The organism is uncultured Roseovarius sp. (assembly GCF_947259555.1).
In the GTDB taxonomy this organism is placed as follows: domain Bacteria; phylum Pseudomonadota; class Alphaproteobacteria; order Rhodobacterales; family Rhodobacteraceae; genus Roseovarius.
In genome coordinates this window covers 91962-118032 of the sequence record NZ_CAMYMD010000026.1, presented here as the reverse complement: position 1 = coordinate 118032, position 26071 = coordinate 91962, and the positions used below count along the sequence as shown (strand labels likewise).

26 protein-coding genes and 1 tRNA gene are annotated in these 26071 nt (G+C 62.1%); 8 read left to right on the top strand and 19 right to left on the bottom strand.

The genetic code is table 11. The annotated features are described in order from the left end of the window. Positions 1-34: 34 nt before the first annotated feature. The 6 genes from Q0X85_RS04820 to Q0X85_RS04795 form a co-directional block, all read right to left on the bottom strand. Entirely contained in the window at positions 35-2209 is a 2175-nt protein-coding gene (locus Q0X85_RS04820; protein WP_297769736.1) for an RNA degradosome polyphosphate kinase, read from the bottom strand. 49 nt (positions 2210-2258) lie between these two features. Then, positions 2259-2936 carry a DnaA/Hda family protein gene (locus Q0X85_RS04815; RefSeq protein ID WP_297769734.1) on the bottom strand — a complete coding sequence of 226 codons (678 nt, stop codon included), beginning with the start codon at positions 2934-2936 and terminating at the stop codon, positions 2259-2261. Continuing rightward, positions 2933-4000 carry an AI-2E family transporter gene (locus Q0X85_RS04810; protein WP_297769732.1) on the bottom strand — a complete coding sequence of 356 codons (1068 nt, stop codon included), beginning with the start codon at positions 3998-4000 and terminating at the stop codon, positions 2933-2935. The genes Q0X85_RS04815 and Q0X85_RS04810 overlap by 4 nt, the downstream gene beginning before the upstream one ends. Before the next feature lie 155 nt (positions 4001-4155). Beyond that, complete coding sequence (locus Q0X85_RS04805; protein ID WP_297769730.1) at positions 4156-4362, bottom strand: cold-shock protein; 207 nt, start codon at positions 4360-4362, stop codon at positions 4156-4158. Positions 4363-4591: 229 nt separating this feature from the next. Next, on the bottom strand, positions 4592-5158 hold the full coding sequence (locus Q0X85_RS04800; RefSeq protein WP_297769728.1) for a L,D-transpeptidase: 567 nt from the start codon (positions 5156-5158) through the stop codon (positions 4592-4594). A 356-nt stretch (positions 5159-5514) separates the two neighbouring features. Beyond that, positions 5515-6249: an FCD domain-containing protein gene (locus Q0X85_RS04795; protein WP_297769726.1), complete on the bottom strand. Its 735-nt coding sequence runs from the start codon at positions 6247-6249 to the stop codon at positions 5515-5517. 86 nt (positions 6250-6335) lie between these two features. Between Q0X85_RS04795 and Q0X85_RS04790 the strand changes: the two genes are divergently transcribed. From Q0X85_RS04790 to Q0X85_RS04765, 6 genes are all read left to right on the top strand, one after another. After that, on the top strand, positions 6336-7070 hold the full coding sequence (locus tag Q0X85_RS04790) for a DUF2182 domain-containing protein (RefSeq protein WP_297769872.1): 735 nt from the start codon (positions 6336-6338) through the stop codon (positions 7068-7070). A gap of 17 nt (positions 7071-7087) precedes the next feature. Next, the gene (locus Q0X85_RS04785) at positions 7088-7717 is read left to right on the top strand and encodes a DUF1326 domain-containing protein (protein ID WP_297769724.1); all 630 of its coding nucleotides are present in this window, start codon (positions 7088-7090) and stop codon (positions 7715-7717) included. Continuing rightward, positions 7717-8232 carry a DinB family protein gene (locus Q0X85_RS04780; RefSeq protein ID WP_297769722.1) on the top strand — a complete coding sequence of 172 codons (516 nt, stop codon included), beginning with the start codon at positions 7717-7719 and terminating at the stop codon, positions 8230-8232. The genes Q0X85_RS04785 and Q0X85_RS04780 overlap by 1 nt, the downstream gene beginning before the upstream one ends. Then, entirely contained in the window at positions 8229-9341 is a 1113-nt protein-coding gene (locus tag Q0X85_RS04775; RefSeq protein ID WP_297769720.1) for a dimethylsulfoniopropionate demethylase, read from the top strand. The genes Q0X85_RS04780 and Q0X85_RS04775 overlap by 4 nt, the downstream gene beginning before the upstream one ends. 106 nt (positions 9342-9447) lie before the next feature. Then, entirely contained in the window at positions 9448-10443 is a 996-nt protein-coding gene (gene acuI / locus Q0X85_RS04770) for an acryloyl-CoA reductase (RefSeq protein ID WP_297769718.1), read from the top strand. A gap of 55 nt (positions 10444-10498) precedes the next feature. After that, complete coding sequence (locus Q0X85_RS04765; RefSeq protein ID WP_297769716.1) at positions 10499-11020, top strand: N-acetyltransferase; 522 nt, start codon at positions 10499-10501, stop codon at positions 11018-11020. 22 nt (positions 11021-11042) lie between these two features. Here the strand turns inward: Q0X85_RS04765 and phnE (Q0X85_RS04760) are convergent, their stop codons facing one another. From phnE (Q0X85_RS04760) to phnD, 4 genes are all read right to left on the bottom strand, one after another. Continuing rightward, positions 11043-11855, bottom strand: a complete 813-nt coding sequence (phnE, locus tag Q0X85_RS04760; RefSeq protein WP_297769714.1) for a phosphonate ABC transporter, permease protein PhnE — start codon at positions 11853-11855, stop codon at positions 11043-11045. Continuing rightward, the gene (gene phnE / locus Q0X85_RS04755; protein ID WP_297769712.1) at positions 11852-12655 is read right to left on the bottom strand and encodes a phosphonate ABC transporter, permease protein PhnE; all 804 of its coding nucleotides are present in this window, start codon (positions 12653-12655) and stop codon (positions 11852-11854) included. Before phnE (Q0X85_RS04755) ends, phnE (Q0X85_RS04760) begins: the two co-directional genes overlap by 4 nt. After that, complete coding sequence (gene phnC, locus Q0X85_RS04750; RefSeq protein ID WP_297769710.1) at positions 12655-13473, bottom strand: phosphonate ABC transporter ATP-binding protein; 819 nt, start codon at positions 13471-13473, stop codon at positions 12655-12657. Before phnC ends, phnE (Q0X85_RS04755) begins: the two co-directional genes overlap by 1 nt. Before the next feature lie 67 nt (positions 13474-13540). Next, positions 13541-14491: a phosphate/phosphite/phosphonate ABC transporter substrate-binding protein gene (gene phnD / locus Q0X85_RS04745; RefSeq protein WP_297769708.1), complete on the bottom strand. Its 951-nt coding sequence runs from the start codon at positions 14489-14491 to the stop codon at positions 13541-13543. Positions 14492-15229: 738 nt separating this feature from the next. Between phnD and Q0X85_RS04740 the strand changes: the two genes are divergently transcribed. Next, a complete protein-coding gene (locus Q0X85_RS04740) occupies positions 15230-16075 on the top strand; it encodes a tyrosine-type recombinase/integrase (protein ID WP_297769706.1) in 846 nt (281 codons plus the stop codon). Between the two features lie 6 nt (positions 16076-16081). On the opposite strand, the gene Q0X85_RS04735 is transcribed toward Q0X85_RS04740, so the two are convergent. The 5 genes from Q0X85_RS04735 to Q0X85_RS04715 form a co-directional block, all read right to left on the bottom strand. Next, a tRNA-Glu gene (locus Q0X85_RS04735) sits at positions 16082-16156 on the bottom strand. Between the two features lie 110 nt (positions 16157-16266). After that, the gene (gene recJ, locus Q0X85_RS04730) at positions 16267-18015 is read right to left on the bottom strand and encodes a single-stranded-DNA-specific exonuclease RecJ (RefSeq protein WP_297769704.1); all 1749 of its coding nucleotides are present in this window, start codon (positions 18013-18015) and stop codon (positions 16267-16269) included. Positions 18016-18088: 73 nt separating this feature from the next. Next, entirely contained in the window at positions 18089-19054 is a 966-nt protein-coding gene (gene glpX / locus Q0X85_RS04725; protein WP_297769702.1) for a class II fructose-bisphosphatase, read from the bottom strand. An 82-nt stretch (positions 19055-19136) separates the two neighbouring features. Beyond that, positions 19137-20423, bottom strand: a complete 1287-nt coding sequence (locus Q0X85_RS04720; RefSeq protein ID WP_297769700.1) for a homoserine dehydrogenase — start codon at positions 20421-20423, stop codon at positions 19137-19139. A 97-nt stretch (positions 20424-20520) separates the two neighbouring features. Then, positions 20521-20817 carry a hypothetical protein gene (locus Q0X85_RS04715; RefSeq protein ID WP_297769698.1) on the bottom strand — a complete coding sequence of 99 codons (297 nt, stop codon included), beginning with the start codon at positions 20815-20817 and terminating at the stop codon, positions 20521-20523. Positions 20818-20924: 107 nt separating this feature from the next. On the opposite strand from Q0X85_RS04715, the gene Q0X85_RS04710 reads away from it, so the two are divergent. Further along, a complete protein-coding gene (locus Q0X85_RS04710) occupies positions 20925-21515 on the top strand; it encodes a TetR/AcrR family transcriptional regulator (RefSeq protein WP_297769696.1) in 591 nt (196 codons plus the stop codon). Positions 21516-21796: 281 nt separating this feature from the next. Here Q0X85_RS04710 and Q0X85_RS04705 read toward each other — a convergent pair whose 3' ends face one another. The 4 genes from Q0X85_RS04705 to Q0X85_RS04690 all read right to left on the bottom strand — a co-directional run bounded on the left by Q0X85_RS04705 (position 21797) and on the right by Q0X85_RS04690 (position 26067). Then, positions 21797-22993 carry a glycine cleavage T C-terminal barrel domain-containing protein gene (locus Q0X85_RS04705; protein WP_297769869.1) on the bottom strand — a complete coding sequence of 399 codons (1197 nt, stop codon included), beginning with the start codon at positions 22991-22993 and terminating at the stop codon, positions 21797-21799. Positions 22994-23523: 530 nt separating this feature from the next. Beyond that, the gene (locus Q0X85_RS04700) at positions 23524-24315 is read right to left on the bottom strand and encodes an enoyl-ACP reductase (protein WP_297769694.1); all 792 of its coding nucleotides are present in this window, start codon (positions 24313-24315) and stop codon (positions 23524-23526) included. Positions 24316-24322: 7 nt separating this feature from the next. Then, positions 24323-25552, bottom strand: a complete 1230-nt coding sequence (fabB, locus tag Q0X85_RS04695; protein ID WP_297769692.1) for a beta-ketoacyl-ACP synthase I — start codon at positions 25550-25552, stop codon at positions 24323-24325. A gap of 236 nt (positions 25553-25788) precedes the next feature. Then, complete coding sequence (locus Q0X85_RS04690; RefSeq protein WP_297769690.1) at positions 25789-26067, bottom strand: HlyU family transcriptional regulator; 279 nt, start codon at positions 26065-26067, stop codon at positions 25789-25791. Between the last annotated feature and the right edge of the window lie 4 nt (positions 26068-26071).

Genomic DNA, 26071 nt, shown 5'->3' with positions numbered 1-26071 from the left:
TGCGCGTCCTCTATGCGATAGGCGTACGCGCGGGTCAATCCTCGGTATGGGTGAGTTTTGGCACGTCAGATGCCCCGGCAGAGCCACGTCCCGAAAGTGACGGGTTCTCCATGAAGAAACGATGGCAGTTGAACGAAAACTCACCTTCGGGCTTGATCGTCCGCGAAAACGTGCCGTCGGGTGCCATGACCCAGGTTTGCGCAACATCGGCCATGTTGGCCGCCATGATCTGGCTCACGATCTGCGCCTTGACTGTGGCGTTCTCGATTTCAACCAGCGTCTCGACCCTGCGGTTGAGGTTCCGTCCCATCCAGTCGGCGGACGAGATGAAGACGCGTGCCTTCTTGGAAGGCAGGCCCGCCCCGTTACCGAAACAGACGATGCGGGAATGTTCCAGAAACCGGCCGACGATGGACTTTACCCGAATATTGCTCGACAGCCCCTTGATGCCTGGCCGCAATCCGCAGATCCCGCGCACCACGAGGTCAATCTTGACGCCTGCCTCGGAGGCCGCGTAGAGCGCGTCAATCACGTCCGGTTCGATCAGCGAGTTCATCTTGCCCCAGATCGAGGCGGGCTTGCCCGCGCGCGCATGCTCTGCCTCCTTGCCGATCAAGTCGATCAATCGCGTCTTGAGCGAAATTGGCGAAATGGCAAGGTTCTCAAGGCTTTCAGGTTGTGCATAGCCTGAGATGTAGTTGAACACCTTTGTCGCGTCCCGCCCGAGCTTGGCATCGCAGGTGAAAAAGCTCAGATCTGTATAGATGCGCGCGGTAATCGGGTGATAATTGCCTGTCCCGTAGTGTGTGTAGGTCACGAGGGTGTCGCCCTCACGCCGCACCACCGTGGAAATCTTGGCGTGGGTTTTCCAGTCCACGAAACCGTAAACCACATGCGCGCCCGACCGCTCAAGCCGCCGCGACTGCCGGATGTTGGCCGCCTCATCGAACCGCGCCTTGAGCTCTACCAGTGCCGTGACCGATTTGCCCTCCTCGGCGGCCTCGCACAGCGCCTCCACGATGGGCGAGTTGCGCGAGGTGCGGTAGAGAGTCTGCTTGATCGCCAGCACGTCGGGGTCGCGCGCCGCCTGTTGCAGAAAGCGCACCACCATGTCGAATGTCTCGTAGGGGTGATGGAGCAGCATGTCTTTTTGCCGGATGGCGGCGAACATGTCGCCGTCATGGTCTTGAACCCGTTCGGGCACGCGCGGTGTGAAGGAGGGCCACAAAAGGTCGGGACGGGCGTCGAGAACCAGTTCCTTCAGATCGGCGAGCCCGATCATTCCGTCAACTTCAACCACCTCGTCCGGGATCACGTGCAATTCCTGCATGATGACATCGCGCAGCGCCTCCGGTGCCCCCGAGGTGATCTTCATCCGCACCACTTCTCCACGGCGGCGACGCTTCAGCGCGACCTCGAACTCGCGCACGAGATCCTCAGCTTCGTCCTCGACCTCTAGGTCACTGTCACGCAGCACGCGGAATGCACAATGTCCGACATAGCGGTAGCCGGGAAAGAGGCTGTGAAGATTCAGCAGCAGCAACTCCTCAAGCGGCAAGAAGCGAAACGTGCCCTCCGGTGCGGACAGAGATACGAAGCGGTCGATCTGCTGCGGGATCGGCAAGAGCGCCTGCAGCGGCTTCTTGTCCGATTTGCGCTCGAGTTGGAGCGCGAGGCTGTAGCCCAGATTTGGAATGAAAGGGAATGGGTGGGCCGGATCGATGGCCATTGGAGACAGGACCGGAAAGACCTTGTGAAGAAAAACCTTGGCAAGAACCTCTTTGTCGGACTCGCTGAGCGACGTGTGATCGAGGATCGAGATCTTCTCGCCCTCCATCTCTATGCGCAGTGCCTCATAGGTGTCCTGTTGCGCCTCAAGCAATCCGCGGGCGTTCTCGTTGATGAGCACGAGTTGCTCAGCAGGTGTCAGGCCGTCAACGGCAGGTGTGATGTTGCCGGCCTTGGCCAATTCGCGCAGACCGGCGACGCGTACATTGTAGAATTCGTCGAGATTGGTGGCTGAAATGGACAGGAACCGCAGCCGCTCCAGAAGCGGCATGCGCGGATTCTGCGCCTCTTCCAGAACGCGCCAGTTGAAGCCGAGCCAGCTCAGCTCACGATTGAAGAATCGTCCAGGCCCGGTAACGTCAAGATCTGGAAAGTCGACCGGAGAGGGTAGCGGGGTCTTTAGAAAATCAGCGTTTGTCATGGCGGCCTTATGGCGCTCTCTTGTAACGGAATGGTGACGCAGAATGGCGTTAGTGGCTCCGATTGTCCAGCACTTGCGCGGCGAGGGATCGGTTGACCGAGCGGCCCTCTGCCATGGCGGCGGCGTCGAGGGCGACAACCACATCACGCGCCGCTTCGAAAGACCGGTCCATGCGTCGTGCAAGATAGGGAATAGTGTCGGGGCTGGGAGCAATCTGGCGGTCTGCGAACAGTTTTGTCAGCACGGCAGCCAACAAGGCATCATCGGGTGCGCGTAACTGGGTCAGCAGGGTGCCTTGCATGCGGCTCATCAGATCCGGCAGGCAAAGCGGCCAGAACTGCGGCGCGCTGCGTGCTGTCAACAAAAGCGCGTGGCCCTCGGCAAGCGTCAGGTTGTGCAAGTGAAAGAGCGCCTCCTCGGCATCCCGATAGCCGGCCACGTGGTCGATATCCTCGACGGCGACCGAGCCCGCGGCAAGCGAGGGAATATTGGCAGAAGGCAGGTCGGCCGCCGCCACGATCCGCGCCCCCGAGAGTGCAGCCCAGACATGCGCAAGGTGGGTTTTTCCCGATCCCGGCGGGCCTGCGAGGATGAGTTTCCGCGTTGGCCAGTCTTGCCATCCTTCGATCATGGCCACGGCCTCGGCATTGGCGGGAGACACGAAAAAATCCTCGCGCCCGAGTGCGGCGCGCACGGGCAGGTCAAAGCTGAGCTGCTGAGGGCTCATTTCTTGTCCAGACTTTCAAGCCCGCGATACAGGCGACTCTCGCGGTATTGTTCAAGCACGAACCGCGCGATCACGCCGAGGGCGGCTGCCACGGGCACAGCGACGAGCATTCCAACAAAGCCGAACAGCGTGCCAAAGGCCGACAGCGCGAAGATCAGCCAGACAGGGTGCAGCCCGACCGAGGATCCGACAAGCTTGGGTGTCAGGAAATTGCCCTCGATTACTTGGCCAGACACGAAGATCGCGGCCACGAGACCCACACTCAGCCAGTCCCCCCAGAACTGAAAGAGCGCCAGACCAACAGCCAGTGCCCCGCCGACGACAGCGCCGACGTATGGGATGAAGGTAATCAATCCCGCGAGTGCCCCAACCACGAGCCCAAACTGTAATCCCACTAGCATCAGCGTGACCGCGTAGTAGACACCGAGGATCAGGCAGACAGTGCCCATGCCGCGAATGAAGCTGGCCAGCGTATTGTCGATTTGTTGGGCAATCCTGCGAATGACCGGAGCGTGATCGCGCGGCAGCAGATGGTCGATCTCGCCGACCATGTTGTCCCAGTCATAGAGCAGGTAGACCGCAACGACGGGAACGATGACGAGCAGGATCAGGATGTTGACCATCGAGGCCGCAGAACTCAGCGCGGTCTCTAGCAATTGACCACCACGCTCGCGGATCGTCTCACCGAGCGACAACAATGTCTTGTGCAACGCCGAATCGGGCTCGAAGACAGAGGGGAAATGTGTGTTCAGAAAGCCCTGCAAGTCGCGTGCGAGCTGTGGTGCGATCTCGAAGAGTGCGACGGCCTGATTGACGAGGGTCGGCACTACCAAGAGGGCCACCATGACGAAGATGAGAATCGCAATGAGTGTGATCAGCACGACCGACGCAGCGCGGCTCAGGCCCATCCGCTGGAGCCGGTCGGCGACGGGATCAAGGAAATACGCGATGGCTCCGCCAAGCACGAAAGGCAGGATCACATTTCCGAGAAACCACAACAGGACGAAGAAGACCGCAGTCGCCGCGCCCCAGTATTTCATTTGTTCCCTTACGGGCAGCGCCATGCCGTGCCTCCTGATCCTGACCCTATGTCATCGTTCGTTTAGACGGTTTCAAGGGAAAAGACAGCGGGCGCACATAGCAAGCCGAACGCGGCTTGTCGCGCCCAAGGGGCGCGACAGGCGGTCTTATGCAGGCATCCTGCCCTTTGGTATCTCGCTCAGGCGAGGACGATGTTCGCCGCCGATTCACGGCCGTCGCGGCCTGCTTCGATGTCGAAGGTCACTTTTTGGTCGTCGGCCAGACCGGTAAGGCCGGCGCGCTCAACGGCGGAAATGTGGACGAAAACGTCCTTGCCGCCGCCATCAGGTGCGATAAACCCATAACCTTTGGTGGAATTGAACCATTTGACGGTGCCAGTAGCCATTGTACTGTTCTCCTTTAGTTTTTGCTGCCCACGGGACTGCGGCAGCCCGGCTAAGTCGTGCAAGATCGAGTGACTGAGCCGTAAAGGAGCAGATGGTCGATAGTGGTAACGTCGCGCCCTGAAAGATGCGGTCAAATTGCGAAAAAATCAAGAACCAACACCTGCGTGCGCGTAAAATCGCTAAATTGCATCGTCGTTGCCCGACGCCGGGATGCGGTGCGGGCCGCGATCAAAGGACGGTGACGACGGTACCGACCGGTACGCGTTCGTAAAGATCCTGCACATGCGCGTTGATCATCCGGATGCATCCGTTGGACACGGAGCGCCCGATAGATTGTGGCTCTGTGGTACCGTGAATGCGGTAGTATGTGTCACGACCGTTTTGAAAGAGATAAAGCGCGCGCGAGCCGAGCGGGTTGCCGGGGCCGCCGGGCTGTACATAATCGTTCCCCTTGAAGCGACCATAGGCACGGGGATCGCGTTCGATCATTTCATTGGTCGGTCGCCAGGTCGGCCATTTTTTCTTGACGTCAATCGTTGCGGTGCCGGTGAATTCCAGCCCGGCCTTGCCGACACCAACTCCGTAGCGGCGGGCGCGGCCCGGCGCCGTCACGAAATAGAGGAAATGCGCGCGGGGCAGCACGAACAGTTGCCCGGGCTTATATTTAGGATCAAATCCAACCTCTTGCGGCGCGAATTGCGGATCGAGTTCAAACGCGCCTGCGATGGTCGGAGCAAGCCCGGTGGTTGCTGCTGTGGCGAGGCCGGTGGCCATAAAGCTACGACGATCGATCATTTTGGACCTCCTCAGGATTGCACTCGTTTATAAGCGGGTCGCGCACGGTAGAAGAAATCAAAATCCGGTCTACGCAACGTTCCGTGGAAAAGTGTGGCGGCGGCGCCGCGCGATGAGGTCAGATAGCAGCCCAATCGGTGAAGCGAAATGGCAATGCACGAGGTTTCCACGCTGTACGCGCGATGCGAGGGGCGAATTTCGGTTTGGTCATGGTTTCCTCCTTGTCGGCGTGTAGTCCTGACATGGGATCCTGACGGCTTCGCAGCTAGGGCGTCTGTACGAAGTGTGAGTTTCTGTGAGCCGTGTGTCACCGCGCGTTCAGAAAGCCCGAAAACGTCTGTCGCGTCGCATTGGTCTCATGTGGCGGCCTTGGCCCGGGCCGCCATCACGTCGCGGCCCAGCGTGAGCGTGTAGGCCTCCAGCTCCGAAAGTGCAGCCTGTGCCGCATCGGCCTCGTGGCGCTCCAGCGCGTCGGCGATGCGGGTGTGAAACCCGACGATCGCCTCGCGTGAGCGGGCGGTGAAGGTGATCATGTTCATCAGAGGCTGCATCGCCTCGACCGCGCCCGCGAGTTGGTAACTGAGCACCGGATTGGCCGCGCTGTCCACCAAGGCCCGGTGAAACGTGACATCCGAGGCGCAGAACGACTCATCCGTCAGCCCCGGTTGCCCCTGCCGGTGAATTTCTGCCCGCATCGTGGCCAATGTGTCGGGCGTGCGGCGCGCGGCGGCCAGCGGCGTGCAGGCGCGCTCCAGCGCATAGCGCGCCTCGCAGGCCACATCGAAGCTGATCGCGTTCATGCTCAGAAGCAGCGTCGAGGTGGTGATATGCTGCCCGTAAGCCTCCGGATAGCTCAGCCGGTTGACGAAGGCCCCGCCGAACGCACCGCGCGCGGTGCGGATGAGCGACTGCGCCGCCAGCCGCTTGAGCGCCTCGCGCACCGTCGGGCGCGACACCGCGAAGTGATCGGCCAATTCCGCCTCGGACGGCAGGCGCTCGTCGATGATCAGCCGCCCGGCCATGATCTCCTTGCGGATGGCTTCGGCGATCTGGGCCGAAAGGTCGGCCTTGTTATCGGGATCAATTTTCATTTGTCTTACATTTAAATGTCTGACAATTTAAACGCAAGAGATGAGTCGTGAGGGAGCGCGCGATGATCGCGGCACAGGTCAGACGGATGGGAGGCGGGCACTGGCTGGTGCTGTTCGGCCTCATTCTCGGGGCCTGGGGGCTGCTCTATGCCATGGCGCTGCCTGCGGATCTGCGCGACGGCGCGGTGATCTACGGCGCGGATTTCCTGCAGAGCCTTTGCATCGTCACGCCGGATGCTGCCGGGTTCGGCCGCATCGTGCTGATGTGGGCGCTGATGTCGGCGGCGATGATGGCCCCCACGGCGCTGCCCGCCTTCGCCACCTATGAAGAGCTGAGCCATACCGGCGAGACGCGCTTTGGCGCACTGGTCGCGGGGTATCTGTCGGTCTGGCTGGGCTTTTCGGTGCTGGCGGCGGCGGCGCAGATGGCGCTTTTTCAGGCGGGGCTGCTGACGGCCTTCGGCGATAGCCGCTCAGGCGTGCTCTCGGCGGCGCTGCTGGCGCTCGCAGGGCTGTATCAGTTCAGCCCCGCCAAGGAGGCATGCCTGTCGAAATGCCGCCGTCCGCTGGCGTTCTTCATGCAATACTGGGACGAGGGCGCAGCGCGTAACGGCGTACGCCTCGGCCTTGTCTGCCTTGGCTGCTGCTGGGCGCTGATGCTGCTGGCGTTCGTGGGCGGGGTGATGAACCTCGCCTTCATGGGGCTGGCCACGGTGATCATGGTGCTGGAAAAACTGCCCGATATCGGGCGCTATCTGACACGCCCCCTTGGCGCGCTGCTGCTCGGCGCCGCGCCCTGGGTTCTGTTCGCAACGATCTGAAACGGAGGAGGCCGAAAATGGCATTGGATACGGTGGGCACGGTGCCCTGGACGATCAAGGGGGAGCTGATCCTCAACTGCAACTGCACGGTGTTCTGCCCCTGCGTGGTCAGCCTTGGCAAACATGCCCCCACCGAAGGCTACTGTCAGGCGTGGTCGGGCGTGCGCATCGACGAGGGGCAGTATGGCGACGAGGACCTCAGCGGGCTCAACGTCGGCCTGATGCTCGAAATCCCCGGCCTGATGGCGCGCGGCAACTGGAAGGCCGCCGCCTATATCGACGAACGCGCCAATGATGCGGCCTATGAGGGGCTGGTCAACATCTTCTCCGGCAAGGCCCGCGGCACCACCGGACTCTTCGGGGTGCTGGTCAGCGAATTTCTGGGCGCCGAGCGCGCGCCGGTCATCTTCGAGACTGAAGGCAAGGCCCGCCGCCTGATGGTCGGCAAGAAGATTCAGGGCGAGGTGGTCCCCGTGGAGGGCCACAAGGGCGAGGATATCGTCGTCACCAATACCGAATACTGGATGGGCCCCGACATCACCGTCGCCACCGCCACCAAGGGCCGCGTGCGCGCCTTTGGCCGGGTCTGGGATTTCGACGGGCGCAGCGCGGAAATCTGCCAGATCGACTGGAAAGGCCCGCGCTGATGATGCTGACGGCGGATTATGTCGCGCTCATGGCGCGTTATAATGCGTGGCAGAACGCGCAGATCACCCGCGTCCTCGACGGGGTGAGCCTCAAGGTCTTGACCGAGGATCACGGGGCGCATTTCTCGTCGATCCTCGGCACGCTCAACCATATCCTCTGGGCTGACCGCATGTGGCTGCACCGGTTTGGCGTGGAGGACACCCGCCCCGAGGGCGGGATCAAAGAGAGCCCCACGCTCACCCCCACCGGCGCGGCGTGGAGCGCCGAGCGTTTCACCACCGATGGCCGGATCAAGGCCTGGGCAAACCGCGTGCACAGCATCGACCTCACCGGTGATCTGACCTTTTATTCGGGCGCACTCGGGGCCGAGATCACCACCCCTATGGCCGCCTGCGTCGCCCATTTCTTCAACCATCAGACCCATCACCGGGGGCAGGTCCACGCGATGCTGACCCGCGCCGGGCTGCCCGCCCCGGTCACCGACATTCCTTTCATGCCCGAGGAGGCAAAATGAACGCACCCTTGCTGTCCCTGTCGCGCCGGTTGCGCCGCACGCCCTTTTCCGACGGGGTCGAGGCGGCGGGGGTCAAGGCCTACACGGTCTACAATCACATGCTGCTGCCCACGGTGTTCCGCTCCATTGAAGAGGATTACCGCCACCTGAAAGACGCGGTGCAGGTCTGGGACGTGGCCTGCGAACGGCAGGTCGAGTTGCGCGGCCCCGATGCGGGCCGCCTGATGCAGATGCTGACCCCCCGCGACCTGCGCGGCATGACGCCGGGCCAGTGCTATTACGTGCCCATCGTCGATGAGACCGGCGGCATGCTGAACGATCCTGTCGCCGTGAAACTGTCCGAGGATCGCTGGTGGATCTCGATTGCGGATTCGGACCTGCTCTACTGGGTGCGTGCCACGGCGCATGGCTGGCGGCTCGACGTGCTGGTGGACGAGCCGGACGTGAGCCCGCTGGCCATCCAGGGCCCGCGCGCCGATGACCTGATGGCGGCGGTCTTTGGCGACAGCGTCCGCGACATCCGCTTCTTCCGCTTCGGCGTGTTTGACTTTCAGGGCCGCGACATGGTGATCGCGCGCTCGGGCTATTCCAAGCAGGGCGGGTTCGAGATCTATGTCGAGGGCTCTGACCTCGGCATGCCGCTCTGGCACGCGCTGATGGAGGCGGGCAAGGGCATGGACGTGCACGCGGGCTGCCCCAACCTGATCGAGCGGATCGAGGGCGGGCTCTTGAGCTACGGCAACGACATGACCGACGACAACACGCCGCATGAATGCGGGCTGGGCCGGTTCTGCAACACACACACGGCGATCGGGTGCATCGGCCGCGATGCCTTGCTAAGGGTCGCCAAGGAAGGCCCGGTGCAGCAGGTCTGCGCCATCGCCATCGAGGGGGATGCTGTGCCGCCCTGCCGCGAATGGTGGCCGGTCCTGTCGGAAAAGGGCAAGCGTGTGGGTCGGATCAGTTCCGCCGCATGGTCGCCGGATTTTGACACCAACGTCGCCATTGGCATGGTGCGGATGACCCATTGGGACGCGGGCACCGAATTGCGGATCAGCGCCCCCGATGGCGAACGGCGCGGCGTGGTGCAAGACGGGTTCTGGGCCTGAGCGGTCCCTGAGCGTGGGAGTGAGGGGCCAGCCCCTCACACTCCCCGGGATATTTCTGGCAAGATGAAGCAGGGGGCTGGCCCTGCGATCGAAAAAGGAGAGCGATATGTTCAACGCATTGGTCGTCGAGAAGGACGAGGAAAGCGGCAAGACCTCCGCCGCCGTCAAGCAGATCACGGTCGATGATCTGCCACACGGCGAGGTGCTGGTCGCGGTCGAGTATTCCACGGTGAATTACAAGGACGGGCTCTGCGTCGGGCCGGGCGGCGGTCTGGTGCGCAATTATCCGCATGTGCCGGGGATTGATTTCGCCGGAACCGTCGAGGAAAGCAGCGACGACCGTTACAAACCGGGCGACAAGGTCGTGCTCACCGGCTGGCGCGTCGGCGAGGCGCATTGGGGCGGCTACGCGCAGAAGGCGCGGGTCAAGGCCGACTGGCTGGTGCCGCTGCCCGAGGGGCTGGACACGCGTCAGGCGATGGCCGTGGGCACGGCGGGGTTCACCGCCATGCTGGCGGTGATGGCGCTCGAGGATCATGGGCTCAAACCGGGGCACGGGCCGGTGCTGGTCACCGGGGCGGCAGGCGGTGTCGGCTCGGTCGCGACCGCGATCCTTGCCAATCTCGGCCACGAGGTGGCCGCCGTCACCGGTCGCCCCGATCAGGAGGACTATCTGCGCGGGCTGGGTGCCAGCCAGATCGTCGCCCGCGACGAGCTGACCGAGGTGACGAAGAAGCCGCTCGAGGCCGAGCAATGGGCGGGTTGCGTCGATGCGGTGGCGGGCGCGATGCTGGGCCGGGTGCTCAAGCAGATGAAATACGGCAGCTCGGTCGCGGCCATCGGGCTGGCAGGGGGACCGGCCATCGAGGGCGCGCTGATCACCCCCTTCATCCTGCGCGGCGTCAACCTGCTGGGCATCGACAGCGTCATGCAACCCTACGAGAACCGCACCCGCGCCTGGGACCGCATCGCGCGCGACCTGCCGATGGACAAGCTCGAGGCGATGGTGCAGCCCGCCTGCCTCGGGGATCTGCCAGAGCTTGGGCGCGACATCCTCAAGGGTCAGGTCAAGGGCCGCGTCGTCGTGGACGTCAACACCTGAGCCTTGTCAAACCCCGCGCCCCCCGCTAGCCATGGCTTGAGCGGGGGGCGGCGACATGGACAGCGATCAGGGCATCACCATAAGGTACGCGCGCGAGGGCGATTTCAACGCCCTCTGGCCGATCCTGCGCGGTGTCATCAAGGCAGGCGAGACCTACACGATAGAGCCGGGCCTGACCCGCGAGGCGGTGCGCGAGATGTGGATGCAGACCCCGCGCGCCACCTACGTGGCCGAGATCGCGGGCGAGGTCCTGGGCACCTATTACATCAAGACCAATCAGCCCGGCGGCGGCGCGCATGTCTGCAACGCGGGCTTCATGGTGGCCGAGGCGGCGCGCGGTCAGGGCCTGGCCCGGGCGATGTGCCTGCATGCGCAGACGCAGGCCCGCGCCATGGGCTATCTCGCGATGCAGTTCAATTTCGTGGTCGAGACCAATGCCGGGGCCATCGCGCTCTGGGAGGATCTGGGCTTTGAGACTGTGGGCCGCCTGCCGCGCGCCTTTCGGCATCCCGTTGAGGGGCTTGTCGATGCGCGCATCATGTACAAATGGCTCGGTTCTGGCGAAGGCGTGAATTGAGTGTGGAAGACGCGCGGACCCCTCAGATGATCGCGTGGCGCACACGTGCCGAGACCCATTCGCTCAGCACCACGGTGGCGAGGATCAGGAGCAGGATCATCGTCACTTGCGGCCAGGCCAGCACGTTGAGCGAGGCTTGCAGCTTGAGCCCGATGCCGCCGGCGCCGACCAGCCCGAGGATGGTGCTCTCGCGGATGTTAATGTCCCACCGGAACACCGAGATCCCCCAGAAAGCGGGCATGATCTGCGGCACGATGCCGTAGCTCACCACCTGTGCGGGGCTGGCCCCGGTGGCTTGCACCGCCTCGATCTGGCGCGCGTCGGTTTCCTCGATCGCCTCATAGAGCAGCTTGCCGACAAAGCCGATCGAGCGCAGCGCGATGGCGACGATCCCCGCGAGGATGCCTGGCCCGATGATCGCCACCAGCAAGAGCGCCCAGATCAGCGAATTGATCGAGCGTGAGGCCACAATGATGAAAAGGGCAATGGGCCGCAGGATGTGCTGTGAAGGCGTGGTGTTGCGCGCTGCGATGAAGGCCACCGGCACCGCCATGATCACGCCGCCTAACGTGCCGAGGGTGGCGATGTTGATCGTGTCCCAGAGCGGCACCATCAGTTCGGGCAGGTAGCTCAGCCGGGGCGGCATCATTCGACCGCCTATGTCGGCGGCCTGTCGCGGAGCGTCAGACACGAATGCCCAGATGGTGTTCTCGGTCATCACCCGCCAGCACCAGACAAACAGTGCCACCAGCGCCAGCCAGCCCATCCACATAAAGAGCCTCTTGCGAGGCGTGCGGTGTCGCCAGACCTCTGAGTGATGGGTGATCTCGCTCATTGCAGGAACTTTCGCAGGTAGCTGGAGCCGTATTCGGCGACCATCACGATGCCGATGATGATCAGCAGGATCGCCCCCGCGCTGTCATATTCATAGCGGTCGATGGCGGTGTTGAGCGTGGCCCCGATGCCGCCTGCACCGACAATGCCGATGACCGCGCTTTCGCGGAAATTGATGTCGAGCCGGTAGAGCGACAACCCGATCAGGCGGGGCATCACCTGCGGCTGGATCGCGTAATTCACCAGTTGCCACCACGACGCCCCGGTGGCGCGGATCGCCTCGGCCTGCGCCTCGTCGATCTCTTCGATGTCGTCGGCGAGGAGCTTGGCGATGAAGCCGATGGTGGCGAAGCTGAGGGTGAGAAACCCCGCGAAGGGGCCGAAGCCGAACATCGCCACCAAAAAGATCGCGATGATGATCTCCTGCAGCGCCCGGCTGACCGCGATGATGCCGCGGCAGACGTAATAGACCGCGCGGGGCGCAAGGTTACGCGCCGCGCCAACACCGATGGGGACCGATATGACGACCCCAATCACCGTCGAGGTCAGCGTCATCGTCAGACTCTCGATCAGCCCTTGGCGGATATCGGTCCAGCGGCTGGTGAAATCAGGTGCCAGAAACCCCATGACAAAGCGCTGCCCACGCTCCAGCCCGGCCGCGACGCGCGCCCAGTCCACCTCGAGTGAGCCGATGGCGAGGACGAGATATAGGACGATCCCCAGTTGCAGCGCAAAGCGCCAGCGCCGGTCGGTTACGATCTGCGGTGGACGCCGCCATGTCGAAGGGTAGGGCGTCGTCATCAGGCGATGGCCTCCATCCGGGCACGCGCCTCCGCCTCGGCTTCGGCTTGTTCGGCATCGCCTGCGCGCATGGCATTCCAGTCTTCGGCACCGTAGATCTCTGTGAGCGCGGTCTCCGTCAACTCGTCTGGCGGGCCGTCAAAGACCACGCGGCCCGCGCGTAGCCCAACGATACGCTGCATGAATTGCTGCGCCAGCGGCACGTCGTGGATGTTGACGATGGCCGGCAGGTTGCGTTCGGCACAGATCTCGGTAAGCAAGCGCATGATCTGGCGTGACGTCTTGGGATCTAGGCTGGCGGTCGGCTCGTCCACCAGCAGCAGTTCAGGTTCCTGTGCCAGCGCGCGTGCGATGCCCACCCGCTGCCGCTGCCCGCCCGAAAGCGCGTCGGCGCGCTTGTCCGCGTGCTCCATCAGGCCAACCCGGTCGAGCAGCCGGTAGGCGTTCTGGATGTCGCGGGACGGATAGCGGCGCAGGAAGCTGCGCCAGAACGGCACATATCCCAAACGGCCCGAGAGCACGTTTTCCATAACTGTGAGACGTTCGACCAGCGCATATTCCTGAAAGATCATTCCGATCCGCCGCCGCTGGCGGCGCAATTCGCGCTTGCCAAGGCGCGCGAGGTCCACATCGCCCAGCATCACCGCACCGGCGGTCGGTTCGACCAGACGGTTGATGCAACGGATCAGGGTGGATTTGCCCGCGCCTGAGGGGCCGATGAGGCCCATGATCTGACCCTCGGGGACCTCAAGCGTCACATCACTCAGCGCGGTGTCGCCGGTCTTGTAGGTTTTGGACAGACCTGTGAGATGCAGCATGTCTGGGCCTTTTCATGTAGAACACGGGCAGCAACATGCCGCCCGTGCGAAATCTTGCAAGACCTGCTCAGTTGCAGTTATAGGAGACGTCGTTCGCCGCGTCGATGGTGCGGATCACCGACCACTCGTCCTTGAACGTGATCGGGATGAACTGCGCTTCGCCGTTCTTGGAGAATTCCTCTTCGAGCGCCGTGCCCTCCCATTCAAAGCTGAAGAACGCCTCCTCGATCTTGTCCTGCAACTCGGGGGCCAGATTGTAGACCACACCGTAGCCTGTGGTCGGGAAGGTCTGGGACTTGTAGAGCACCTCGAGCTGGTCTTCTGATACCACGTCGCGCTGGATCATCCGCGCCTTGACCGAATTGGCGATCGAGGCGGCCATGTAATCCTTGTTGGCGACACCCAGGATCGAATTGTCATGCTTGCCTGAAAAGGTCGCCTCGAAATCTTCGCCCGCGACCATGCCAAACTCGGCCTTGAGGATCGCGGAGGGAGCCTTGAAGCCAGAGTTGGATGTCTCAGAGGTAAAGGCCAGCTCTTTGCCCTTGATATCCTCGACGCTCGACAAACCCGATTCGGGATAGGTGATGATCTCCATTTCGTAGCCAAAGGAGCCATCCGCAGCCGCCATCATCGTGAACGGGCGGAACCCGGCGCAAGCGACTGCAAGCGGATTCGAGCCGGTATTGAAGCCCGCCACATGCAGCCGGCCCGCGCGCATCGCCTCGATCTGGGCGGCGTTTGATTGCACCGGGAAGAACTGTACCTTCTTGCCGGTCAGCTCGCCCATGTGATCGAGAAAGCCTTGCCAGACCTCGGCATAGACGGCCGGATCCTCGACCGGCGTATAGGCAAAGATCAGCGTGTCGGGGTCAAGCCACTGCGCGCTGTCCTCGGGAATGTCCGCGATCAGGTCACCATCATTGTCGGTGAACCGGTCGCTCAACTGAAACTCTGCCAAGGCTGGCTGCGCCAGGCCAAGTGTCGCGATGGCGGTGAAGACTGTGGTCAGTTTCATGGTGATCCCCTGATTGGCTTTGGTTGAACTTGCCGCATATCGGCTCAATGTAACAGCCCCTTGACCTTAGCTGGCGATTTTACGGTCTGTCCAGTCACAAGCAAGCCCTGGTCAAGTGCGCTTGGTCTGCGCCGCCTTGTGAGACGTCCGCACAAGGCGAGCACATTTCGGTTTCATGGCGTTCAGATCCCGTGCAGCGCCGGCTTGGTTTCGCTGAACCGCGCCGGGTTTGCCGGAGACCTATGCTTCATTTCACGCGACCATATCGAGCACTTCGCGATGGCAGCGCTGAAAGAGCAAGGCTTCACGCCATCCCACATAAAATTCACCTCGGACGGAGGCTTAACTATCGACATCGAGGCCGCAGCTACGTCACGAGACGTACCGGAGGCGGACAGCAAAGGCCCGAAGAATTGGAGTGACAAAAGATGAAGCATCATTTCCCTGGGTTGCTGAAAGACAAGACCGCAGCCGGCACTACAAGATGGCGGGTCCGGGTCGAGGGTCAGCCGAACAAAAAATCGTAAGCCCTTGTGGCCCTGGCGAGCCCGGGTTTCATGAGCAGTACTATGCCGCCAGAGCGGGGCGGAAACTCGAGACTGTGAAGCCAGAGAAAGCAAAGCGCGGAGCACTGCATGCGATGTGCGACGAATTCTTGAAGTGGATGGAATGCCAGGTCGAAGCCGGCAATCTCTCCAGGCTCACGCTTTCAAACCGACGCACGGGGCTCAACCAAGCGTGCGACACGAAAGCCACGACGGCGACCGCATCGGTTCACTCGACGCAGACCTGCCACGACAGGCGTTCATTCACATCCGCGATGCGTTCGGCGGTCGAACCGGAGCAGCCGCCACGTGCTTGAAGGCCCCCCGCGCCGCATACAAGTGGGGCGAAGATCGCAAATATCCCGCTAACAGTCCTGTCTTCGAGGTTGAATCCGGGCATAAAGCGAAAGGCGGCGCAACATCCTGGTCGGCCAAGGACGTCGAGAAGTTCCTGGAGACACACGGCCCACGGACCATGGTCCGGCTTTGCTTCTGCCTCGCATACGCAACGCATGGCCGCATCGGCGACGCGCCCTTCCTGGGCCCTGACAATGAAGCGATGCACGACGATGTACGGTATATCGAATGGCAGCTACGAAAGAGCGGATCCGCATTCGTCTCGATCCCGTTTGACGATATGCTTGCGGAAGAACTCGAGAATCACGAGACGCGTGAGACATATCTCGCAACGGAATACGGTAGGCCTTTCGCGGCGGCCGGATCACTCGACAACCGGGTCCGGAAATGGATCGTCGCTGCGGGCCTGGTAGACGATGACGGCAAGGCGAACCGGAGCCAGCACAGCATCCGGAAGGGTGTTGCCGAACTGATGGCCGCGAACGGCGCTACGGAATACGAGCTCATGTCGGCGTTCGGCTGGACTGAAGCGAAGACAGCGGGAATCTACACCAAGAAATTTCAGCGGCGAGGGGCTGCAAAGTCCGCTCACCAGAGAGCCTCTGGCGCGCAAGGTGGACCATGGCCAGAAATTCGAGGTCCAGTATCTGTCCTAAGTGTCAGTAAAACAAGGGAAAATTAGGTATAGTGGCAGCCCGTAGGGGAATCGAACCCCTCTTTCCAGGTTGAAAACCTGGCGTCCTAACCGATAGACGAACGGGCCAGCGTTGCCGTGGGGCGTAACTAGGCAAAAGCGCCATGGCGCGCAAGAGGGATTTTACAAAAACTTGCGCTCGAAATGCAGAATTATCGGGCGCGTCGACGGCGGTGGAGTCAGCCGGCGCCAGCAGCATCCTCAAGACGCAATTGAACTGTGCACCGCCCGCCCCAGGTGTTTGTGTCAAGCCGGCCCGCCAAGTGAAAACGGGCACCGCCATGGTCCATCAGCGCCGACCCCAATGGTCCATCGAACGCGCCAAAGGCAATTGCGTCGAGGCTGGCGCCCATACCATCCCCAAAGCGCAGTTTAAGATGGTTACCACTTAGTTGTTTGGCGAAAGTGATCTGACAATCTGGGAAGACGTAGCGCGGTCCCGGGGCGCCAGCGCCGAACGGTCCAGCGGCCTCGATCTGCTCGACAAGCTCGATTGTGGCGGCCCCCGGCATGAGCATGCCGTCGAGGCGCAGATCCGCAGGCCCGACTTGTCCCGCGCCTTGCCGCGCAAGCAACTCCGAGAGCCGAGCCATGGCTTCTTCCATCCGATCTCGCGCCACGGTAAGTCCTGCGGCCATCTTGTGTCCGCCGCCCTTGATCAACAGCCCCTCCGAAGCCAGACGCTGAATCGCGGCGCCGAGATCGACCCCCGCGACCGAGCGACCGGAGCCCTTGCCCTCGCTACCGTCAAGCCCGATCACGATGGCGGGCCGGTTGGTGGCTTCCTTGAGGCGGCTCGCGACGATACCCACAACGCCGGGGTGCCAGCCTTCTCCGGCGGCCCATACCAGCGGGCCTTCGATCCCGCGCGTTCGGGCCTGTTCCATGGCGGCATCACGAACCAGCGCCTCGACCTCGCGGCGCTCGGTGTTGAGATGATCAAGCCGTTCGGCTATGGAGCGGGCCTCGGACCAGGTGTCACTCGCCAAGAGGCGCGCGCCCAGATCTGCCTTGCCGATCCGCCCTCCGGCATTCACACGCGGCCCGAGCAGGAAGCCGAGGTGGTAGGCGTTGGGAGCGGTATCCATGCGGGCCACATCTGCAAGGGCCTTGAGCCCGGGACGTTCGCGCCGGGCCATGATGCGCAGCCCTTGGCGCACGAAGGCCCTGTTGACGCCGATCAGCGGGGCGACGTCGGCTACGGTGGCGAGGGCCACAAGATCGAGCATCGCCATCAGATCCGGGCCTTGATGTCCGGTCTCGCGCAGTTGTCGGCCCGCCTCGACCAGCATGAGAAACACGACACCCGCCGCGCAGAGATGTGCGAGGTCTCCAGTTTCATCCTGTCGGTTCGGGTTGACCACGGCAAACGCCGGGGGCAAGGTCTCACCTCCGAGGTGGTGATCGAGCACCACGACCTCGGCGCCGTTCGCCGCGGCGATAGCGTCATGGCTCAGCGTACCGCAGTCCACGCAGATGATCAGATCGTGTCGAGCGGCCAGATCGGTCATGGCGGGCACGTTCGGCCCGTAGCCCTCGTCGATCCGGTCAGGGATGTAGAGCGTGGGTGGTGTCATGCCCATGTGCCGCAACCAGTCAATGATAAGAGCGGCGGACGTGCCTCCATCCACATCGTAATCGGCAAAAACCGCGATCCGTTCATTCCCGCGCACCGCCTTGATGAGACGGCTGGCGGCTGTTTGCATGTCGCGCAGGGTGCGGGGATCTGGCAAGAGGTCACGTAGAGCGGGCGCCAGATATGTATCCGCCTCCTCAGGTGCAACGCCAAGCCTTGCCAAGGTCTGGCACAGCGGACGCGGCAGCGCGGTGGCCTGAGCCATCGCCTCGGCGTGCCGGTCGGTCTCGACAGCGGGGCCAACCCAGCGTCGCCCGGAGAGCGAGCACTCTACGCCGAGATAGGCGGTCACGGGATGCGTACCTTCTTCATCTGGCTGCAAATACCTCGGGGGTGCGGGGGCGGTGCCCCCGCGTGTCCCGGTCTCAGTCACGCTTGCTGCGATAGATCATGCGACGCAGCGACCCGGTGCGCGAGCGCATCAGCAGGGTTTCGGTCTCGACATAGCCCGGACGGCGCTTGACACCCGACAGGATTGAGCCGTCGGTCACACCCGTAGCTGCAAAGATTACGTCCGAGGTCACCATCTCGTCCCGGGCGTAGATACGATTGAAATCTGTAATCCCGGCCTTCTTGGCGCGGGCACGTTCATCCTCGTTGCGAAAAACCAGCCGACCCCACATCTGCCCGCCCATGCATTTGAGAGCTGATGCCGCCAGCACGCCCTCGGGCGCGCCGCCTGTGCCCATGTACATGTCTATGCCGGTGCGATCGGCCTCGGCGCAATGGATGACGCCCGCAACATCGCCATCGGGTATAAGAAAGACCGCAGCGCCGGTTTCACGCAACTCAGCGATCATGTCCTGATGCCGGGGGCGTTCAAGAACACAGACGGTGATCTCGGATGGGCGGCAGCCGCGAGCCTTCGCCAGTGCCTCGACCCGTTCGCGCGGCGACATGGAGAGTGACACGACGTCCTCGGGGTAGCCCGGGCCGATCGCAAGTTTGTCCATGTAGGTATCGGGCGCGTGCAGCAAGGTGCCGCGCGGCGCCATCGCAATCACGGTAAGGGCGTTCGGCATGGCTTTCGCGGTCAAAGTCGTGCCTTCCAGCGGATCGAGCGCGATATCGACACCGGGTCCCTCACCGGTTCCGACTTCCTCACCAATATAGAGCATCGGCGCCTCGTCCCGTTCACCTTCGCCGATCACGACCACGCCCTGAATTGCGAGAATGTTCAGTTGTTCTCGCATCGCATTCACAGCAGCCTGATCGGCGGCTTTTTCGTCGCCGCGGCCGATCAGGTCGGCGCAGGCCAGCGCGGCCTGTTCCGCCACCCGGGCCAATCCGAGTGAGAGCATGCGGTCGTTGAAAGCGGTATCTGAAGTCATGGGTTGGTCCTTGTAAATCTGCGCAAGTTCAGCATTAGCGGTCGCGCGCGGAGCGCACAAGTCTGGCAGGGCGGGCCGGTGCTCAGACGGTTTCAATACGCAAGGCGACCGGCGCGCCCGACAGGACATCGAGGCGGTTGATCCCGGAAAGGGCGGTATCAAGCGCGTCACGTGTTGTCTTGTGAGTCACGATCAGGACCGGTGCCGTACTGGCGTCATGGCGATACTGGCGCATCCGGTCGATGGAAATGCCTGCTTCTCCCAGGATTGTTGCAACTTTGGCCAGCGCGCCGGGTTTGTCGAGCAGCGACATGCGCATGTAGTAGGGGGCGGGGGTGACACTGACAGCCGTTTCGCATTTCACAAGATCGGTTGCGGGCTGGCCGAATGTCGAGAGGCGGAAGCCGCGCGCGATGTCCATCACGTCGCCCATCACTGCGCTCGCCGTGGGGCCCATCCCCGCGCCCGGGCCGCGCATCACGATCTGTTCGACCTGATCGCCTTCGAGCACGACCATGTTGGTGCCACCCTCAAGTTGTCCCAACGGGCTCTTGGCCGGCACGAGGCAGGGCGACATGCGCTGTTCCAGTCCCCGCCCTGTCATTTGCGCCACGCCAAGCAGCTTGATCCGGTAGCCCATGTCGGCGGCGTGGCGGATGTCACCGAGGGTGATTTCTTGTATGCCCTCGAGCGCAACCGCGTCGAAATCAACCTGGCAGCCAAAGGCGATCGAGGACAGGAGCGCTAGCTTGTGGCCCGCGTCGATGCCGCCCACGTCGAGATTTGGATCGGCCTCAAGATAGCCCAGCTTGTCGGCCTCTTCAAAAAGCGCGTTGTAGCCCTGCCCGGTGGCCTGCATCCGCGTGAGGATGTAGTTGCAGGTGCCGTTCATGACGCCCATCACGCGCGTGATCTCGTTGCCGGCCAGCCCTTCGGTCAGGGTCTTGACCACAGGGATGCCACCCGCGACCGCTGCTTCGAAGCGGATCACGCGCCCGGCCGTTTCCGCAGCGGACGCGAGCGCCTGACCGTGATGGGCGAGCATTGCCTTGTTCGCGGTGACGACATCCTTTCCGGCCGCGATCGCCGCCTCGGTCGCGGCCTTGGCTGGCCCGTCCGATCCGCCCATGAGTTCGACGAACACATCCACATCGTCGCGTTTGGCAAGTGCGACCGGGTCGTCTTCCCACGCGTAATCCGACAGGCTCACACCGCGGTCCTTGTCGCGGGTGCGCGCAGAGACCGCGCTGATGGTGATCGGGCGGCCCGCGCGTGCCGCGAGCAGCGCGGCCTTTTGCCGAACGATGCGCACGACGCCGGTGCCAACGGTGCCAAGACCGGCAATGCCAAGACGCAGGGGGGGATTCATAAGGCTCTCCGATCGTCACTGTGCAAGAATTGAAGGGCGATGTAACGGGTTCGTCCGAGCCTTGCAACGCGGCTTGGCCGCTTTGGGGTGCGGTTTTTCACGGGTTGACGCCTGCGCGCATCCGGCTTTTGGTGTCAGTGTCGATCACCCCGCCTTTAAGGCGCGCTGCGCGTGCCCTCAGATCTGCACCACGCTTTTCGAGGTTGGCTTGATCGTCAGGATTTATCCTGTCGTTCGGTACGCGCTCTGTTATCTGTTCGGCGGGTACCAGATCGGGATAGCTGGCGTTGCGCGCGGCTTTGTCGAGCCCGGGCTCCAGCGGCGGCAATTCGCTGCATCCGGCGGCGATCCCGCAAAGGAAGGGCAGTAGGGGTATAATGGGGCGCAGGCGCATGTGGACAACCTTCCTTTTCCCGGGGTCCACCATCCTATTGCCATTCTTTTCCGCTCCGGGGCAAGCGGGGCTTTGATCTGAACATTTGTTCAGTTAAAACGCCAGCCATGGCACGTACACAAGGCTCACATTCCGACATTACAGGCCCGCGCATCCGCCTAGCCGCCCTCAGGCTCTTTGCGCGCGATGGTTATGCTGCCGTATCGATGCGCCAGATCGCGGGGGAGGTGGGGGTGCAGGCTGGCGCGCTCTATAATTACACGCCTGACAAGCAAACGCTGCTGTTTGATCTGATGCGCGCGCATATGGAGGATTTGCTGGCGGCCTGGGACGCCGAAGCGCCCAGAGATGCAAGTGCCTTGACGGTGCTCGAAGCCTTTACCCGCTTTCACATCCGTTTCAACACGCGACGTGCCGAGGCGGTCTTTGTCTCTTACATGGAACTGCGCAGTCTCACTCTGGAGAATTTCGAAGTGATTGAAAGGCTGCGCCGCGAGTATGAAACGAGGCTCGAGACAATCCTGAGGGCAGGGGCGCAGGAGGGCGTGATAGTGGTCGCAGAGCCGCGCATCGCCAGCATGGCGCTCATTGCGATGCTGACGGGGGTAAACACGTGGTATCGTGAACAGGGTAGGCTGTCGCTGAGCGAGGTAGAAGCGGTTTATTGGGGCATGGTGCGCCGGTCCGTGACGGCATGAATTTCCAAAGGCGGACCAGGCTGAGACCAATGTGATGGGCGCCGTGCTTGGCGAAATACTGCCCTAAAGTGAACAGCAAAAGATGCCGCGCGGTGTCTTCGGCGCTGTTCACCGGTGTGTGTTTTGGTCCGCAACAGGACAACCCGTTCGAAGCCACTAACCAGTTGTATCAATGCCCCGCCAGTCTTGCCGTTGCAACGGCGCCGTGGCGGGCCGCAGGCGCGATCAGGTAGTTCTAGAATGAGCCAAGGCGCGGGGAAAGAGGCCACTTGCAGAACACTCTAACTTCGCGCCTGTTCGCGGGCACTCGGGTGCTCTGAGGCCACGAATGGCACTTCGGATACGACCGCCGCAACCGACTGCCCCGAGGTCTCCTGATACATCTCCGGCAATTCGACCAGCAACCTTGTACCGATAGAGGTCTTGTCCCAGGGAACGTAGGCCAGCGCGATGTTTTGCTCCAGTTCAGGCGAGTACCATGGCGAGGTGACGTAGCCGCAGCGCGTGCCATCCTCATCACCGACTAACCAGAAATCCGGCGCGTAATCCGTGATCGGTTTGCCGCCCATTTTGAGGCCGACCAGCTTGAGGGCAAAGGGATAGCGACCCGCCTCGATCTTGTCGCGCTGCGCCTCGAGTGCGGCTTTCCCTATGTAGTCGGCGGATTTCGTGCGTGGCACCTGATAGGCGAGATTGACCTGAAATGGCGAGGTTTCCGCATCCATGTCCTGTCCCCACGATAATATACCGGCGGCGATCCGGCGGTGATGACCGGGTGCGATCACCCGCAGCCCGTAATGTGCGCCCAGGCCACGCAGCGCATACCAGACGCGCTCGGCCGTTTCCGAGGCGTTGTGCACATAGATTTCATAGCCCTTCTCACCGCTGAAACCGGTCTGGCTGATCACCACAGGGCAGCTGTCGATCTGCGCCTCCATCAATCCGTAATAAGGGATCTGCCGCAATTCCTCGCCGATCAGCTCTGCCATCAGATCCTCGGACAGCGGCCCCTGCACCTGAAGCGGCGCCACGTCCAGCTCGCGGATATCGACATTCCACCGGCGCGGGGTGTTCACCCCCTGCAACCAGAGCATCAGGTCGCTATCCGAGAGAGAGAACCAGAATTCGTCCGCCGAGAGGCGCAACAGCACGGGATCATTCAGAATGCCGCCTCGGTCATTGCACAGGATGCAATACTTGCCATGCATTGGCCTGATCCGTGCTGCATCGCGGGTAATCACTGTGTTGACGAAGTCCTCGGCATCAGGTCCTTTGACACAGATTTGTCGCTCGACGGCGACGTTCCACAATGTCACGCCATTGACCAGCGCGCGGTACTCCGCCATTGCGCCACCTTCCTCGGGCCGGGCATATCCGCGCGGATGATACATACGATTATAGATCGTGGCGCACCACGCCCCTGCTTCGATGGAAAGATGCCAAAAAGGCGATTTCCTGACCCGCGTCGAGACAAGCATTTGCACAGGGGTAGGGCCGGATTGGCGCAGATTCGCCGGGACGGTTCGGTCTGACTGATCGACGCCCGGAACATTTGGATGGCTGCGGTTCTGGTAGGTCATCCGTATTATGTGGTCATCCACGAAAGTGCGGTCAATGATAACACCGATAAAACCGAGCTTCCGCAGGTTACACCGGGGCTGACGGGGCAGGCGGGAATGAAACGCGACTTGGCTACGTTCTGTTAGCATCCAAGTTCACGTGAATGCGGATGTTTCACTCCCATAGCGCCAGCCCGCGGTGCTCTACATGAGGACGTATGATATGGCAAAACGGGTTGGAACCGACCGCGCGGGTCGCCTCCAGGGGGGCGCCTATTCGCAGATCAGAATTTGGGCATAGATGCGCGGTGGCGACCATCCGGCGCTCGATTTCGGCGCACATGAACGGACGTCGCACAATTTCGATATCGTCCAACGTGTTTCGGACGACTTTACACTGTGAAAATCGCACCGGCGCGTCCCCGCGTGGCCCGGGGGCGGGGCTTGCCTCAGATGTTGTCCGCCTGCGGCATGCCAAGCACGTGATAGCCGCCATCCACGTGGATAATCTCACCGCTGGTGCAGGCCCCGGCATCAGAGGCCAGATAAACTGCGGTGCCGCCGATCGCCTCCAGCGTGGCATTGGCACGCATAGGCGCGTTCATTTCGGTATGTTTGAAGGTTTTGCGCGCGCCCCCGATGGCCGCCCCTGCCAGTGTTTTCATCGGGCCCGGGCTGATCGCGTTCACACGAATACCCTCAGGGCCCAGATCATTGGCCAGATAGCGCGTCGCCGCCTCAAGCGCCGCCTTGGCCACTCCCATGATATTGTAATTTGGCACCACCTTGTTCGATCCTTGGTAGGTCAAGGTCAGCAGGCAACCGCCACTGTCGCGCATCAACGGGTGCGCCCGGCGTGCCACCTCGATGAAGGAATAGGTCGAGATTTCCATCGAATGCTTGAAATTTTGACGACTGGTATTGAGAAACCTCCCCGTCAACTCTGACTTGTCGGAATAGGCGATTGCATGCACCAAAAAATCAATGTGCGGCCAGCGCTCGCCGAGTTTTGCGAAAGCCGCATCGAGCGAGGCGTCATCGGTCACGTCCACGTCAAGCAGGATGTCAGAGCCTACGCTCTCGGCGAGAGGGGCCACGCGCTTGGCGAAATTTTCGCCCTGATAGGAAAAGGCAAGCTCTGCGCCGGCCTTGTGCATCGCCTGCGCAATGCCCCAAGCGATGGAGCGGTCATTGGCAACCCCCATGATGAGGCCGCGCTTACCCTTCATAGAATTCGTCATCTGCCTGTCATCCGTGAAATTTGCTCAGCAACATGGATCCGTTGGTCCCACCAAAGCCGAAAGAATTGGTCATCACCGTATCGATCCCGGCATTATCGACGCGTGCCGTGGCGATCTCGGCGGCATCAAGAGCGGGGTCGAGCGTGTCGACATTGATCGAGGGAATGATGAAATCATGCTCCAGCGCCAGCAGGCAATAAATCGCCTCTTGTGCGCCGGTCGCACCCTGGCTGTGCCCTGTCATCGATTTCGTCGAACTGATCGGTGGGGTCTGCCCCTGTCCAAAGACGCGACGCACCGACTCGACCTCACCGACATCGCCCACTGGCGTCGACGTGCCATGTGCGTTGATATAGCTAACTTTTCGACCCTCCGGCAGAGACGCCACCGCCAGCCGCATGGCCCGCTCGCCGCCCTCGCCAGAGGGTGCCACCATGTCGGCCCCGTCCGATGTCGCACCGTATCCCGTGACCTCGGCGTAAATCTTGGCGCCGCGTGCAAGAGCGTGATCGAGATCTTCGAGCACCAGCATGCCGCCGCCACCAGAGATCACGAATCCGTCGCGCTCCGCATCAAAGGCCCGGCTCGCCTTTTCCGGTTCATCGTTGTATCTGGACGACATCGCCCCCATCGCATCAAAAAGACATGACAAGGTCCAGTCCAGTTCTTCACCGCCACCGGCGAACATCACATCCTGCTTGCCCATCATGATTTGTTCGGCGGCATTGCCGATGCAATGCAGCGACGTCGAACAGGCCGAGGTGATAGAATAGTTGATACCCTTGATTTGGTGGGCGGTGCAGAGATTGGCCGATATGGTAGAGCACATGGTCTTGGGCACCGCGAAGGGCCCGATGCGCTTGGTCGATCCGGTTTTCAGCACCGTTTGATGCGCCTGCAACATTGCCGAGGTCGATGGCCCGCCCGATCCTGCCACCAGCCCGGTGCGCGGGTTGACGATATCGGCCGCTTCAAGACCACTATCTGCAATGGCCTGTCCCATTGCGATATGGGCATAGGCGGCACCAGGCCCCATGAAGCGCAGCGTGCGCTTGTCCACATGTTCAGCCACATCGAGCTTGACCTCGCCCGCGATCTGGCTGCGAAAGCCGTGTTCGGCCATTGCTGCGTTCGCAGTGATACCCGACCGGCCCGCCTTTAGCGAAGCCAGAACCTCTTGGGCGTTGTTGCCAATGCTGGAGACGATCCCCAGACCGGTGACGACGACACGACGCATGGATGCCTCCCTTTGCCTTGTTAGGATCTGTGTAGGACAGCGTAGCAAGCGGGGCAAGCGCTTAGCGGCGATTGGCGCAGAATGACCGTCGTGCCGTTCGCAGCGCGTTGATTTTCGGCACGACTGTGGCCTGCGAGGGCGCGCATCGCGTGGCAAAAGGGAACGTCAGCCCAGAATGCGACGGTGTGGAGCTTGCTCACAAGCACTCACTACCACTACGGCACGTCCGCTGTGCCTTACCGGAAGATCGCTTCACCCTGCTCGTCAATGACTTGTTTGGCCTTGCGGATTGAAAAGGCCTCGGCCTCGTCCAAGCTGCGCAGGGTATCGGCGCGCAGAAGGTGATGAGTTTTCACCTCGCCTCCGATCTCCTTTTCGATCCGCGCACCGACGCGGTAGCCGTCACCGTCGCTTTGCGGCGCGGCGATGATCCGAAAATCCTTGTAGATTTCCGACACCTCCGCCGGCGCCTCAGGCTTGGACCGACCTCCGAACAGGCGTGACAGGATCGACATGGGG

What these genes read in the sequence shown, in the direction of transcription:
- Q0X85_RS04820 (WP_297769736.1), bottom strand. Translation starts at nt 2,209, where the DNA reads ATGACAAACGCTGATTTTCTAAAGACCCCGCTACCCTCTCCGGTCGAC.
- Q0X85_RS04815 (WP_297769734.1), bottom strand. Translation starts at nt 2,936, where the DNA reads ATGAGCCCTCAGCAGCTCAGCTTTGACCTGCCCGTGCGCGCCGCACTC.
- Q0X85_RS04810 (WP_297769732.1), bottom strand. Translation starts at nt 4,000, where the DNA reads ATGGCGCTGCCCGTAAGGGAACAAATGAAATACTGGGGCGCGGCGACT.
- Q0X85_RS04805 (WP_297769730.1), bottom strand. Translation starts at nt 4,362, where the DNA reads ATGGCTACTGGCACCGTCAAATGGTTCAATTCCACCAAAGGTTATGGG.
- Q0X85_RS04800 (WP_297769728.1), bottom strand. Translation starts at nt 5,158, where the DNA reads ATGATCGATCGTCGTAGCTTTATGGCCACCGGCCTCGCCACAGCAGCA.
- Q0X85_RS04795 (WP_297769726.1), bottom strand. Translation starts at nt 6,249, where the DNA reads ATGAAAATTGATCCCGATAACAAGGCCGACCTTTCGGCCCAGATCGCC.
- Q0X85_RS04790 (WP_297769872.1), top strand. Translation starts at nt 6,336, where the DNA reads ATGGGAGGCGGGCACTGGCTGGTGCTGTTCGGCCTCATTCTCGGGGCC.
- Q0X85_RS04785 (WP_297769724.1), top strand. Translation starts at nt 7,088, where the DNA reads ATGGCATTGGATACGGTGGGCACGGTGCCCTGGACGATCAAGGGGGAG.
- Q0X85_RS04780 (WP_297769722.1), top strand. Translation starts at nt 7,717, where the DNA reads ATGATGCTGACGGCGGATTATGTCGCGCTCATGGCGCGTTATAATGCG.
- Q0X85_RS04775 (WP_297769720.1), top strand. Translation starts at nt 8,229, where the DNA reads ATGAACGCACCCTTGCTGTCCCTGTCGCGCCGGTTGCGCCGCACGCCC.
- acuI (WP_297769718.1), top strand. Translation starts at nt 9,448, where the DNA reads ATGTTCAACGCATTGGTCGTCGAGAAGGACGAGGAAAGCGGCAAGACC.
- Q0X85_RS04765 (WP_297769716.1), top strand. Translation starts at nt 10,499, where the DNA reads ATGGACAGCGATCAGGGCATCACCATAAGGTACGCGCGCGAGGGCGAT.
- phnE (WP_297769714.1), bottom strand. Translation starts at nt 11,855, where the DNA reads ATGAGCGAGATCACCCATCACTCAGAGGTCTGGCGACACCGCACGCCT.
- phnE (WP_297769712.1), bottom strand. Translation starts at nt 12,655, where the DNA reads ATGACGACGCCCTACCCTTCGACATGGCGGCGTCCACCGCAGATCGTA.
- phnC (WP_297769710.1), bottom strand. Translation starts at nt 13,473, where the DNA reads ATGCTGCATCTCACAGGTCTGTCCAAAACCTACAAGACCGGCGACACC.
- phnD (WP_297769708.1), bottom strand. Translation starts at nt 14,491, where the DNA reads ATGAAACTGACCACAGTCTTCACCGCCATCGCGACACTTGGCCTGGCG.
- glpX (WP_297769702.1), bottom strand. Translation starts at nt 19,054, where the DNA reads ATGACTTCAGATACCGCTTTCAACGACCGCATGCTCTCACTCGGATTG.
- Q0X85_RS04720 (WP_297769700.1), bottom strand. Translation starts at nt 20,423, where the DNA reads ATGAATCCCCCCCTGCGTCTTGGCATTGCCGGTCTTGGCACCGTTGGC.
- Q0X85_RS04715 (WP_297769698.1), bottom strand. Translation starts at nt 20,817, where the DNA reads ATGCGCCTGCGCCCCATTATACCCCTACTGCCCTTCCTTTGCGGGATC.
- Q0X85_RS04710 (WP_297769696.1), top strand. Translation starts at nt 20,925, where the DNA reads ATGGCACGTACACAAGGCTCACATTCCGACATTACAGGCCCGCGCATC.
- Q0X85_RS04705 (WP_297769869.1), bottom strand. Translation starts at nt 22,993, where the DNA reads ATGCTTGTCTCGACGCGGGTCAGGAAATCGCCTTTTTGGCATCTTTCC.
- Q0X85_RS04700 (WP_297769694.1), bottom strand. Translation starts at nt 24,315, where the DNA reads ATGACGAATTCTATGAAGGGTAAGCGCGGCCTCATCATGGGGGTTGCC.
- fabB (WP_297769692.1), bottom strand. Translation starts at nt 25,552, where the DNA reads ATGCGTCGTGTCGTCGTCACCGGTCTGGGGATCGTCTCCAGCATTGGC.
- Q0X85_RS04690 (WP_297769690.1), bottom strand. Translation starts at nt 26,067, where the DNA reads ATGTCGATCCTGTCACGCCTGTTCGGAGGTCGGTCCAAGCCTGAGGCG.